The organism is Nodosilinea sp. LEGE 07088 (assembly GCF_015207395.1).
In the GTDB taxonomy this organism is placed as follows: domain Bacteria; phylum Cyanobacteriota; class Cyanobacteriia; order Phormidesmidales; family Phormidesmidaceae; genus Nodosilinea.
The window spans coordinates 12,885-25,766 of the sequence record NZ_JADEWX010000014.1; the positions used below are offsets into that span (position 1 = coordinate 12,885).

General features: G+C 58.2%; 10 protein-coding genes. 6 read left to right on the forward strand and 4 right to left on the reverse strand.

Going from position 1 to position 12,882, the window contains the following annotated elements:
* Position 1 precedes the first annotated feature (1 nt).
* The 4 genes from IQ254_RS05710 to IQ254_RS33055 form a co-directional block, all read right to left on the reverse strand.
* Positions 2 to 1,078 carry an OmpA family protein gene (locus tag IQ254_RS05710; protein WP_193965207.1) on the reverse strand — a complete coding sequence of 359 codons (1,077 nt, stop codon included), beginning with the start codon at positions 1,076 to 1,078 and terminating at the stop codon, positions 2 to 4.
* 82 nt (positions 1,079 to 1,160) lie between these two features.
* Entirely contained in the window at positions 1,161 to 2,546 is a 1,386-nt protein-coding gene (locus tag IQ254_RS05715; protein ID WP_193965208.1) for a DUF4335 domain-containing protein, read from the reverse strand.
* Positions 2,543 to 3,148, reverse strand: a complete 606-nt coding sequence (locus tag IQ254_RS05720) for a DUF3038 domain-containing protein (protein WP_193965209.1) — start codon at positions 3,146 to 3,148, stop codon at positions 2,543 to 2,545. The genes IQ254_RS05715 and IQ254_RS05720 overlap by 4 nt, the downstream gene beginning before the upstream one ends.
* An 82-nt stretch (positions 3,149 to 3,230) precedes the next feature.
* Positions 3,231 to 5,654 carry an IMS domain-containing protein gene (locus tag IQ254_RS33055; RefSeq protein WP_193965210.1) on the reverse strand — a complete coding sequence of 808 codons (2,424 nt, stop codon included), beginning with the start codon at positions 5,652 to 5,654 and terminating at the stop codon, positions 3,231 to 3,233.
* A 780-nt stretch (positions 5,655 to 6,434) separates the two neighbouring features.
* Between IQ254_RS33055 and pdhA the strand changes: the two genes are divergently transcribed.
* The 6 genes from pdhA to sat all read left to right on the forward strand — a co-directional run bounded on the left by pdhA (position 6,435) and on the right by sat (position 12,881).
* Positions 6,435 to 7,463 (forward strand): pyruvate dehydrogenase (acetyl-transferring) E1 component subunit alpha, encoded by a 1,029-nt coding sequence (pdhA, locus tag IQ254_RS05730; RefSeq protein ID WP_193965211.1) that lies wholly within the window; start codon positions 6,435 to 6,437, stop codon positions 7,461 to 7,463.
* A gap of 83 nt (positions 7,464 to 7,546) precedes the next feature.
* A complete protein-coding gene (locus tag IQ254_RS05735) occupies positions 7,547 to 8,530 on the forward strand; it encodes an alpha-ketoacid dehydrogenase subunit beta (RefSeq protein ID WP_193965212.1) in 984 nt (327 codons plus the stop codon).
* 127 nt (positions 8,531 to 8,657) lie between these two features.
* On the forward strand, positions 8,658 to 10,091 hold the full coding sequence (gene secD / locus IQ254_RS05740) for a protein translocase subunit SecD (RefSeq protein WP_193965213.1): 1,434 nt from the start codon (positions 8,658 to 8,660) through the stop codon (positions 10,089 to 10,091).
* 8 nt (positions 10,092 to 10,099) lie between these two features.
* On the forward strand, positions 10,100 to 11,065 hold the full coding sequence (gene secF, locus IQ254_RS05745) for a protein translocase subunit SecF (protein WP_193965214.1): 966 nt from the start codon (positions 10,100 to 10,102) through the stop codon (positions 11,063 to 11,065).
* Between the two features lie 12 nt (positions 11,066 to 11,077).
* A complete protein-coding gene (locus tag IQ254_RS05750) occupies positions 11,078 to 11,449 on the forward strand; it encodes a hypothetical protein (RefSeq protein WP_193965215.1) in 372 nt (123 codons plus the stop codon).
* A gap of 250 nt (positions 11,450 to 11,699) precedes the next feature.
* Positions 11,700 to 12,881 carry a sulfate adenylyltransferase gene (gene sat, locus IQ254_RS05755; protein ID WP_193965216.1) on the forward strand — a complete coding sequence of 394 codons (1,182 nt, stop codon included), beginning with the start codon at positions 11,700 to 11,702 and terminating at the stop codon, positions 12,879 to 12,881.
* Position 12,882: the final 1 nt, after the last annotated feature.

The window sequence follows — 12,882 nt, forward strand, 5'->3', positions numbered from 1 at the left end:
GTTAGCTACCGGGCACAATGCCAATTTCGATCCGCTGATTGCGCTGTTGCTCTCCAGGGGTGGTGCCAACGGTACTGGGTCGGGTTTTGCCATAGCCCACGGGCACCCAGCGCGTCATGCTCTCCTCCAGCTGAGGTTCGAGGAAGCGCTGTACGGCCAATGCCTGTTGCAGGGTCAGCTGGCCCGCTAGATCAGGCGTTATCGCTCCATCTGTGTGGCTGCCCACCAGCAGTGTAGCCGGGCCGTAGCGGCGTAGATCTGGAATGATGCTGTCGAGCAATTGCTGGCCGGGGGCGGTGAGGGTGCTGCTGCCCGGCTCAAACAGCAGGGCGCTGGGCAACACGACGCGATCGCGCACCAGCGGAAAGCGAGGCTCTTGGTAGGGCACCCGAGCAACATCGCTAGCGTCAGCCGAGGCCGTCTCAGGCTCAGCGACCGGGGGCACCTCAGAGCCAGCCTCCGGGTCATTGAGGAGGGCCAGGCGCTGATCGATCCGTCCTAGGCGATCGGCCAGGGTGCCATTGGGGGTGACATTCAGCGCTTCTTCTAGCTCGGTCAGGCGAGTATCGGCATTGGCCAGGTCTTGGCGTAGACCGGCTAGGTCGGCGGTGAGGCGATCGCGATCGGCATCACTGAGGGCAGGTTCTTCAGTCTCAGCCGCCGGGGGGGCAGGTTCAACCGCTGGCGGTACGACCGCTGGCGCTACATCTGCGGGGCGCTCGGGTGGGGCGGCCCCCAGCTGGGCCGTACCGTCGTCTCGCCACCAGCGGGGCAGCTGTCGCAGCTTGCGCCGGGTTTGGTTGCCATAGCGCAGGGCTACTTCCACCGCGGGTAGCGACGGCTGACTCGACGGCAACACCTGGGCCACCAGCAGGCCGGCTAGCCAGCCGACACTCACCCCCATGCCCAAAACTATCAGCCGCACAGCCAGCGTCCACAGGGCATGCAGTCTGCTCTTACCAGATGGCCCCTTGGGAGCCGGAGGTGGCCCCGACGGTTGGGGCGCAACAGGGTTAGAGGGCTCCGCCGACGGAGCAGACTCTGACGATAGAGGTGGCAGATCGGGGGCATCAGCCATAACGCAACCGGGCTAAAAACATTGGGCAAGCACTACAGCGGCAAGAGCAGAGGTGATGCGATCGCACTGGCTATCGCACTGGCTATTGGGGCCAGCCATCCCACGGACTCACCTCCAGCACCCCACCCTCAGTGAACACCACCTGGAAATCGACCTGGTCGGCGGTGCTATCGGTCGCCGTTACCAAACTGGGCAGCGGTGTCTCGGCCACCAGCAGGCCAGCGGCAGCGTTGGTCGGCTCGTAGCCTACAATCTCGCCGTCCTCGGTCAGGCGCACCCGAAACCGGAGGGCCTCGCTGGCCGATAGGGGTTCCAGTTGGTCGAGAATACGGTCGTAGAGCTCGCTGTTCAAGGCGCGAATGCGATCGCCATCGCCTACCTTACTAGTCAGTTCGGGCAGAGCCTCGGCCGCCGCTGTGGTCTCCGGGTTCTCCGTTGGCTCCAGCACTACCTCACCATCGGGGGTAAAGGTGGCGACAAACTGAGCTACCCGCTCCTGCACCCGGCCAGCCCCATCCACTGGCACAAAGGTCAGCTCCGGCAGCGGCGTATTATCGACCTCGGCTAAGGCCAGGTCATTTTCATAGCGGTACCCCAAGATATCGCCGTCTTCTGAGACCGCAATCCGATAGACCAGATCGCTAACGGGCCGGGGAGCGTCGGCCCAAGCCGTTTGTAGGCGGCGGGCTACGTCACCCTGCAGCAGCACCACCGTAGCCCCGTCCGTAATTGCCGGAGCGTTGTCTGCCAGGGCTAAGTCATTCTCTCCAGACGATGGCTCAGACGCAGCCTCCCCACCGACGTCACCATCAGCGGCTGGTGCATCCGTGGGGGCAGTACTCGACTCAGCCGGAGCCACCGATTCAGTCTCGGGCTGGGTCGGCTCAAACTCAGGCAGAGGCACAAAGAATAGAGCCAAACCCGCCGCGGCCAGAACCGCCGCGCCCAAGGCGGCTGGCGCGGCTCGCTGGGTAATCGGTTCGGTGGGCTGCACCAGCCGCCGCGACACCGCCTGAAACTGAGCCGTCAGATCGGGCAGCGTTTGAGAGTCAGCTAGGAGCTGATCGACCGCTTCCATCAGGTCGTAGAACTGCACCGTGCTCAACTTCACATCGAGTGGCGGCTGGGCATTGACATCGCTAACGGGTTCCCCCAAGGGCTGCTGCTGCACAATTAGGTGATGGTAGGGGCCTTCACCGGGCTTGACGTCAACCATCGGCGGCACGCTGCCGGTCGCCGTCGGGTAGGGCACACCGCTGAGCAACCGTTGGCCGTAGCGACTAACCGCCGCTACCAGACTATCTAAAAACTCTCGACCCCCGGTAAGGGTGGCGTCGGTGGCCCCGGGCAGGTAGCACTCGGCATTCATCAGCACGGTCAGAGGCGACAATGGGTCATCGGCATTGTCGCTCAGCCCTTCCAGTACCAGGTTGCAGTGGGGTAAGGTATATCGCCGTTGAACGGTCATGATACTTCTCCGTCAAACAGGCTACTCCAGAGTCGCTGAGGGCCCAGCACCCCAGAACATAGCAGCAGCTGCTGCAATAGTTCAATGGCTAGCTGATTGAGCTTCTCGTCACTGCTGTAGGCAATCACCCCGGCGCGGCGGGGGTTCATGCGGGCTCGAAAATGGCTGCGAAAGCGGCTCAGGTAGTCGGCCAGGCGAAAATGGTGCTCTGGGGAAAGCTCGCGGTCACGCAGCTGCTGATAACCCACTAGCAGCTGTCGCACCAGCACCGTCAACCGTCGCGATAAGGTGCAAATAATCATCACCAAGGCCTTAGCCTCTTCGGTATGCAGAGGCCGACGCTGGCTGTAACGGCGCATGGGGTTAGTGCCCCGCAGTAGCCAGAGATGTACACGGCTCTTAACCAGGCCATCTAGGGCAAGGTCGCGGGCTGCCGTTAGCATGGCTTCGCTACCCACCAGATCGAGCGCCTCAATCGCGAGCAACAGTAAATCGAGCTGAATGCGCGCTCGACGGGGGCACTCATCACTGGGTAGCCCTTGGGCAACGAGGGTTTCGAGCACTAAGGGTGGCTGGGGAGCGGGCGGGCTATCTACTGGCATGCAGCTCTGGTGTTAATACGAACAGCATTCTATCAAAACACAGTTCAGCACTGCCCGTCCGAAGACATTGCTAAACCAGCACCTAATTTACATCGGCCAGTTTGGTCATGCCCTGCACGTACCACTTACCGTCTTGACGTACCAAATCGTACTGCATTCGGAGGGTATCATCGTAGGCGGCACCGGTATTTTCAACCCCAAACTCAAATAATTGAGCCTTTTCAGAGACAACGGCGATCGCCTGGAGCTGATCGACGGTCGGGTCATCGGGGGTTACAGACTCCACCTCAACGGTGTGTTTATACTCCCAATACCAGTTTTCTTGAACGGCGGCATCGGCCCGCCGCTGCCACTGGGTCAGCACTGGCTCGAGCAAAATATCCCCTAGGCGATCGCCCTGATAGTCTTTACCGAGGGCCGCTTGCTTAACTTCGAGCCATTCGCTGATCACTCGATTGGCCATATCAGTGACGCCGATTTCGGCAGCGGCAGGCGGGGCTTCTGGAATTTCGAAGGCGGGCTGGTCGAGGCTAATGGCTAACGGCTGACCCGAGATGCGGGGGCCGCTAAAGGCAGCGGTCACCCAGCCCAGCGCTCGCATCGTACCAAAGCCTAAAATACCCACCCCAACAACACCAGCGGCCCCCACCAGGGCCAGCCGCCCCCAGTGGGGTGAAGCACTCCGGCTCTGACGGCCAGGCGCAGTATCCGGCGAAAAGGCTTGCCCTGGAGCCAGACTGGCGGCTTCGGGGGGGTGAGATCGGCGTTTTTTAGCCGGTATCGCCGGATCACTATTCGGGGCCGCCATCTGCCCCTCAGGGGACAACTGGGCCACCCGTTCTGCCACTGAAAGATCGTCAACGTTAGGATCTTGTCGGCGCTCACGAGCAGGGGTTTCTAATCTGTCAGCAGTCGGCGGGCTAGGACGCTTTGAGGGTGAATAAAAGCGTCCATTGCCATTGCCATTACGAGCCTGAGCAGCCCCCGGGTAAGCCGTATAGCCATTCCCACTGTAGCCCGCCGAGTCAGTCGGCCCAGCGGGCGGCGGCCCAACTCGCTGGGCCGTAGCGGCAGGGTTAGGCATAGTGGGCGCGTCAATGGGGAGTGACCCTGCGATCGTGGGGAACTGAGCCGCCCCGGCGGCGGCAGCAACCGGGAACTGGGTCGCCCCGAGTTGGGCCCCCCGGGTCTCCGTTGGCGAACCTACAGGCATGGTCTCGAGGTAGGCCTGTACCTGGGCATCGGCGAAGTAGTCTTTAAGGGTGGCCTCCTGGTCTTTAAAGTCACGAAAGTGAGGGAACAGTTCGTCCTTCAGCCAGCGCTCGGCGTAAAGGCACAGGCCCGGCAGTAGATCGGGCGACTGGCGCGAGTGCTCGCGAATGTAGGCCAGGGGCTCGTATTCCTGGCTGAGTTCTAGGGCGCGATTGGCCTCGTCAGTCTGTCCCAACAGCAGAGCACAGACCGCCTGCTCCAGGTGCACATCCTGCTGCGCCCCTAACCGCAACAACAGCTGTTTAGCCCGGCGCACCAGCGCCGGTTGGTGGCGAGCGAAGCCACGGGCCAGCAGGGCATAGACCGTTAAATAAGTGGCGACGGGGGAGGGGCGACGGGCCTCGTGCTCAAATAGCTCTTGCTGCTCAGAGGCCGTGAGATAGTCGCGCAGTTGCTGAATAAACCGCAAAAAGTCGTCGATGGCCAGCCCAGAGAGATCGTCTTCGGTACCTTCGATGCCGCCTCGGTCTTCGAGCATAGCCTTGAGGAGCTTCAGCCCTTGACGTCGCTCTCGGGTTTGATCTAGAGAGCGTGCCAAGAGCTCCAGCACCCGGTAGGGGCGCAGTTTGTAAAGTTCGGTCTGAATCTCAGCCCGCAAATTTGAAAAGTAGTTGCCCCGGGCCAGCAGCTCATGACCGGTTTGTAGCGAATCGGCAGCCACTTCGTACTGGCGCTGCTGCCACTGCTCACGCCCCAACTCTAGACAGGCTAAGGCTAAGGTGAGGACTACATCTTCCTGGCCAGGGTCAGGGATAGCCGCGCCGTCGCTGGCGTAGGGGTTGCTGATCTGAGACTGCCCCAGCTGAAGCACCTGCTCATACTCCCCCAGCTCTAGCAAAAGCAGCAGTGCCCCCACGAGCTGGTCGCTATCAATCTCAATCTTGGAGCTTTGGACTTCGCTGCCGCCAGGTTCGGTTGCCAGCGATCGCAGGGCAGCTTCCCCAGCGTCCAGGGTGAGAGCTTGTCCGGGTCGCACCTCTGGCTGGGGATCGGGTTCCATATCAACCGTGTAGGCACTGGCCAGAAACTTACTGTCATAGTCGCGCCGCCGCTCGGCATCGGACAGCACGGCATAGGCTTCGTCAATGAGATGTTTGCGGGCCTCAATGGCAGCCGATGAGAACTCGCGCCGGGGCAACTGCAGACTGCGATCGCGATGGGCCTGTTTGAGCTGATCTGCGGTCGCCTGAATGGGCAGCCCTAAAATTCGGTAGTAGTCTAACGGAATTTGCACAGCTCACGTCCCCAACGGCGAATTCACTCGAAATAGTATCCAAAAAGATTTATTGCGGACTGCCCAAGCCACCGAACTTTAACAACTGCCGCGGCAGCCAAATAGGGCAATCCCAATTTCTTGCCCCGTCATCAACGCTCCTACCCAAAGCAAGCCCTTAGGGGCAGCAGGCGCAACCTCATCCCTGCGTCCTTCGGTCCGCACCCCCCTGGATGTTACTAGGGCGCTGGGAAACAGCTCTACCCTATCGCGTTTGCCCTCAAATCAGAACAAAAATGAAGTTTATAACACAAGCCTACTCCCACTGCCAGAGGTGGGCTCGACCTTGACCCCGCTAACCTCGTAGCCTATTCACAACGAATCTCGCCCGAGGCGATACCGGTTTCTAGGCAGCATCCATAGCCCAGCCAGACCGCCCATATTGTTAGTCTTTCACAACTTAGGCACACCGATGACCGCCGCCGGCCAAGGCAGCTTAAAGATTGGATAAAGGTCTCTGCCAGCTACTCTCTTCGGGGCTCTATGGGTGCCTGTCAAGCGTCATTGAACCGTCATTGAACTCAAAATTACGTTTCCCTCGGGTCTAGGTCATCACCTTAGACCCAGTCACAACACCTTTGTGTCTCAATAAAATTTTCCTCCAGCATTGCCGAATACCCATCGCCAGCAGCCCACTCGGTATGATTATTAAGACCTACCCCAGGGGATCAGCTGCCCAAGGGGGATACTTTTCGGTATAGTCAACAGTTGGACATCGCGGCGTAGGACCCAGCAAAACCCATGGTTCAAGAACGGACGTTACCCCCATCTCAGGCTCCAACGGTACCCATTTCTCCCGAGCAGGGTCTGATGCTCTATGAAGATATGATCCTGGGACGATCCTTTGAAGACAAGTGCGCCGAGATGTATTACCGGGGCAAAATGTTCGGCTTTGTCCACCTCTACAATGGGCAAGAAGCCGTCTCCACCGGGGTGATCAAGTCTCTACGGGCCGACGACTATGTGTGCAGCACCTACCGTGACCACGTCCACGCCCTCAGTGCCGGGGTACCCGCCAATAATGTCATGGCCGAGCTATTTGGCAAAGAAACGGGCTGTAGCCGGGGGCGCGGCGGATCGATGCACCTTTTTTCCAGCGAGCACAATCTGCTCGGAGGCTTTGCGTTTATTGGCGAAGGCATTCCCGTAGCCTTGGGGGCCGCATTTCAGTCGCGCTATCGCAAAGATGCCCTGGGCGACCCCACCGCCGATCAAGTGACCGCCTGCTTCTTTGGCGATGGCACCAGCAACAACGGCCAGTTTTTTGAGTGTCTCAACATGGCGGCCCTGTGGAAACTGCCAATTTTGTTTGTCGTAGAAAATAACAAATGGGCGATCGGTATGGCCCACGAACGGGCCACCTCCCAGCCCGAGATCTATAAGAAAGCCTCGGTGTTTGGCATGCCTGGTGTGGAAGTCGATGGTATGGACGTGATGGCCGTGCGCGCCGTCGCCCAGGAGGCCGTCGCCCGCGCCCGCGCTGGAGCAGGGCCAACCCTGATCGAATGCCTCACCTATCGGTTTCGAGGCCACTCCCTAGCCGACCCCGACGAACTGCGATCGAAGGCTGAAAAAGAAGCCTGGCTGGCCCGCGATCCTATCAAGCGGTTCGAGGCCTACCTGCTCAAGCACAACCTGACCGATGAGGCGACGCTGAAGGCGATGCGCGATCGCATCCAAACCAGTATTGATGATGCCCTCACCTTTGCTGAAGACAGCCCCGAACCCAGCCCCGACGATCTGCGCAAATATATCTTCGCCGAAGATTAGCGCCAGTCGCGCTAGATGCCCAGTGGATGAGACCCCCGGCCTGTCCCTAATATCCAATTACTCCCCTATTAGCACCGAAAGAAATGGCAGAAACCCTTCTATTTAATGCCCTGCGCGAAGCCATCGACGAAGAAATGGGCCGCGACGATACCGTATTTGTACTGGGTGAAGATGTCGGCGTCTACGGTGGCTCCTATAAAGTCACCAAAGATCTCTACGAGAAATATGGTGAACTCCGCGTCCTCGATACCCCGATCGCTGAAAACAGCTTTACGGGAATGGCCGTAGGGGCGGCCATGACTGGCCTACGGCCTATCATTGAGGGCATGAACATGGGCTTTTTACTGCTGGCCTTCAATCAAATTGCCAACAACGCCGGCATGCTGCGCTATACCTCCGGCGGCAACTATAAAATCCCTATGGTGATTCGCGGCCCCGGGGGGGTAGGCCGCCAACTCGGAGCTGAGCATTCCCAGCGGCTCGAGGCCTACTTTCAGGCGGTGCCAGGGCTGAAGATTGTGGCCTGCTCTACCCCCTACAATGCCAAAGGTCTACTGAAAGCCGCTATCCGCGATAACAACCCAGTGCTGTTCTTTGAGCATGTGCTGCTTTACAACCTCAAAGAAGATCTGCCCAACCACGAGTATGTGGTGCCCCTCGACCAGGCCGAAATCGTGCGCTCCGGCAAAGACGTCACCCTGCTCACCTACTCCCGCATGCGCCACCACGTCATGCAGGCCGTCAAAGGTCTAGAGAAAAAGGGTATTGACCCCGAGGTGATCGATTTAATTTCGCTCAAGCCTCTTGATTTTGAGACCATCGGGGCTTCTATTCAGAAAACCCACCGGGTGATCATTGTCGAAGAGTGTATGAAAACCGGCGGCATTGGGGCCGAAATCATTGCTTCCATCAATGATCGCTACTTCGACGAGCTCGATGCCCCAGTGGTGCGCCTGTCTTCCCAGGACATTCCTACCCCGTACAACGGTAAGCTAGAAACATTGACCATTGTGCAGCCCAAACAAATTGAGGCCGCCGTTGAAAACATGGTCGCTCTGAAGGTCTAGGCGCAGGTGGTTGGCCTCCCCCAGACTGCCATCCCGACCCGATGATTCAAGCCGGTGGGTTTTGATCCATCCGTTTTAAGCTTGCAGGCAGATTGGTTCTGCTTCCGTCCCTATCGCACAAATTGCAATGGCAAAATATCGAGCTTGGCTAGGGTTTATTGTGGCGCTAACGATCGCGGCGGCGGTGGTCATTGGCCAACTGCCCACGCGGCTGGGGTTAGATCTGCGGGGCGGCTCACAGTTGACGATTCAGGTGCAGCCGACCGAAGCCATTCCCACCATTACCGATCGAGAAATGGAGGCCGTGCAAACGGTCGTGGAAGGGCGGGTCAATGGCCTCGGCGTGTCGGAGGCGATCGTGCAACAGTTGGGCAATAACCAACTGTTGGTGCAGCTGCCCGGCATCAGCGATCCTGAGCAGGCGGAGCGGGTTCTAGGCGGTACGGCCCAGCTCGAGTTCCGTGCCCAGCGGGCAGGCACCGACCAACAACTGCCGATCGAAAACCAGGTGCTCCAAACTCATCTGGGAGAACTGGCCGCCCTCCAGGCGACTGTACCCGAAAATACCCCCATAGAAACCGAAACCCAGGCCCGCATTGACAAGCTCCAGGCCGATATCAAAGCCAGCGAAGCTGCCATCAGTGACCTGTTTGAACCCAGCACCCTGGGCGGCGACAACCTCACCGATGCCATTGCTCGCCCTACCAGCGGCACCCTCTGGGAAGTTGTGATTCAGTTTAATAACGAGGGCGGCACCCAGTTCGCCGAGATCAGTCAGGCGATCGCCGGTACTGGCCGCAGCATCGGCATTTTCCTCGACAATCGCCTGCTCAGTGCGCCTACCGTCAATGTGCAATACGCCGAAACCGGGATCACTGGCGGCAGTGCCGTCATTTCTGGCAACTTTACCGCCGAATCAGCCCGCGATTTAGAGATTCAGCTGCGAGGGGGTGCCCTACCCCTGCCGGTAGAAGTGGTTGAAAACCGCACTGTAGGCCCAACTCTGGGGCGTGACAGCATTCAGCGTAGCCTCTACGCGGGTCTGGCTGGGCTGGTGCTCGTGCTCGTGTTCATGGCGGTGTACTATCGTCTGCCAGGCGTGCTAGCCGATATTGCCCTGATTATCTATGCGCTGCTCACCTGGGCGGCCTTTAATTTGTTGGGAGTTACCCTGACTCTACCGGGCATTGCTGGTTTCATTCTCAGCATTGGCATGGCCGTCGATGCCAATGTGCTGATCTTTGAACGGACTCGAGAGGAGCTGAGAGCCAATAAAACCCTCTATCGTTCGGTTGAATCGGGCTTCTTTCGAGCTTTTTCCAGCATTCTAGACGGCAACGTTACTACCCTGATTTCCTGCCTGGCCCTGTTTTCCTTTGGAGCCGGGTTAGTTAAAGGGTTTGCCCTTACCCTAGGCATCGGCGTGCTGATCAGCATGTTCACGGCCCTGACCTGCACCCGGACACTGATGTTTTTGGCGATTAGCCTGCCTCAGTTTAGGCGGCCCAGCCTATTTTGCCCTGGTCTAGATTCCGTTCGTCCTACCTCTGTTCGCCCCTAGGAGTGCCTATGAAGCTCAACATTATTCAGCAGCGCGGTCTCTGGTGGTTTATTTCAGGGACTTTGGTGCTGGCTAGCTTGGTGGCGATGGCAATTTCATGGCAGCAGTTTGGTGCGCCCCTGAAGCCAGGGCTTGACTTCGCTGGCGGTACCCGACTGCAGCTCAGCCGAGCCTGCTTGACGACCAACAGCTGTAGCGAAACTATTGATCTGGCTGAGGTTAGGCAGGTATTGGGGCAGCAGGGGCTTGACTCCAGCAGCCTTCAAGTCCTGGGCGATGACCGGCAGGTGATCTCCATCCGTACCCGCACCCTCGATGTCGATGAGCGCACGACGTTGCAAAATGCTCTAGATCAGGCTATCGGCCCCTTTGACCCGAGCTCCACCCAGATTGACTCAGTGGGGCCAGTGATTGGTGAGCAACTGCTAGTGTCGGGGCTGCTGGCCCTATTGGTATCCTTTGCGGGCATCGTCGCCTACCTGAGCCTGCGCTTTAAGCTTGACTACGCTCTCCTGGCGATTCTGGCTCTGGCCCACGATGTGATTATCACCTCTGGGGTGTTTGCTATCTTAGGCCTGGTGTTGAGGGTTGAGGTCGATAGCTTATTTATCGTATCGCTGCTGACGATTGTAGGGTTCTCGGTCAACGACACGGTAGTGATTTACGATCGCGTGCGCGAGAACATCAAGCTAAATCCTGGCCTCCACATCAATGATGTCGTCGACAGCGCGGTTAACCAGACCTTAGCTCGCTCGATCAACACCTCCCTGACGACGACATTGCCCTTGGTGGCGATCGTCATTTTTGGCGGCCCCACGCTGAAATATTTTGCCCTGGCCCTAATTGTGGGATTTTTAGCCGGAGCCTACTCCAGTATTTTTATCGCCAGTTCGCTGTTGGCTCTGTGGCGCGATCGCAGCGGTCATGCCTACGGTGAATCATCTCCCCACGAGCCCCCTGAGACCTTGAGCTAAACCCCGTTAGCCATGCCCTCCTCAAAACTCAACCCGCCCCTGGAAAAACTGAGGGTAGTCATACTGCGCCGCTGGTGGGCCATCAGTTGTCTTCTGTGGGTTTCTGTAGGCAGCCTCAGTCTATGGAGCCTAGGCCCCGACATCACCCAACTGCGTCAGTACTTTACCTGGTCTGCTTTGCGCTTGAGCCTTGCCTATAATCGCCCCGCAGCTGTGGGGCTGGGGCTATGTGTGGGGCTAACGGTTGCCCTTCTCGTAGCCGAGAGCCGCTATATTCTCTTCGGGGCGACCCCGATGGAGCAGCAGCGACTGCAAAAGTTAGCTCATCGGATTGAAGCCCAAGGGCCATCCCATCCCCTCTGGCGACAAATCCATCGCGACTAGGGCAGGCGACAGGCTCGCGATCGCGACATTCAGCGGTTACGTTACCGTTGAATCATCAAATTGTTTTGTAGCTACCTTCAAATTCATTTCAAATCTGAATCAACTTGAAGCATACTTGAAGTTGATTCAACTTCGGGTGACATTTCTGCCAATATGTAATTTCATATAACAGGAATGGTGAGTCCGTTCCTTTGGGTGGGTAACGACCCATCGTCCATGTTCTATCTCAGCAGAAGGCAGCAGTATCTCAATGACTCTACAAAAAGACGGCATTGCGCCCCACGGCGGGACCCTGGTCAATCGCCTAGTGACCACCGATAAAAAAACACTATTTTTAGATAAAGCGGATACGTTACCCCGAGTAAGCCTTGACGAGCGAGCCTTTTCTGATCTAGTGATGATCGCTATCGGGGGGTTTAGCCCCTTAACTGGCTTCATGAAAAAAGCCGACTACGATACCGTCGTTACCGATATGCGTCTAGCCAATGGCCTCCCCTGGGCCATCCCAGTCACCCTATCGGTGAGCGAAGCTACCGCCGCCCCTTTGCAAGAAGGGACGCTGGTACGCCTAGATGACCCCATGGGCCGGTTTGTCGGGATACTCGAGCTAGAAGAGAAATATACTTACGACAAGGCTCACGAAGCCAATCATGTCTACCGCACTGACGAAGAAAAACACCCTGGGGTCAAGGTCGTCTATGAGCAGGGAGCCGTTAACCTAGCTGGGCCGGTGTGGCTCATGCAGCGCGATCCCCATCCGCTGTTTCCGGCTTACCAGGTCGATCCGGCGGCATCGCGGGCTATGTTTCGCGATCGCAACTGGAAAACCGTAGTCGGCTTTCAGACCCGCAACCCGATTCACCGGGCCCACGAATATATTCAAAAATGCGCCCTCGAAACCGTAGATGGCCTATTTTTGCACCCGCTCGTGGGGGCAACCAAATCCGACGATATCCCCGCCGACGTGCGCATGCGCTGCTACGAGATCATGATGGAGCACTACTTCCCCCAAGACCGGGTGATTCTTGCGATCAATCCCTCCGCAATGCGCTACGCTGGGCCTAGGGAAGCGATATTCCACGCGCTAATCCGCAAGAACTACGGCTGCACCCATTTTATTGTGGGTCGTGACCATGCTGGAGTGGGTGATTACTACGGCACCTACGATGCTCAGTACATCTTTGATGAGTTTGAGCCCGCCGAGTTGGGCATTGTGCCTATGAAGTTTGAGCATGCCTTTTACTGTACTCGTACGGGGGGCATGGCAACGTCTAAAACGAGCCCCAGCAGCAAAGATGAGCGGATTCACCTGTCAGGCACTAAAGTTCGAGAAATGCTGCGCCAGGGAGAGCTACCCCCACCCGAGTTTTCTCGGCCTGAGGTGGCAGCTGAGCTAGCCAAAGCCATGCGGGTTCCCGAAACCGTCAGCTAAG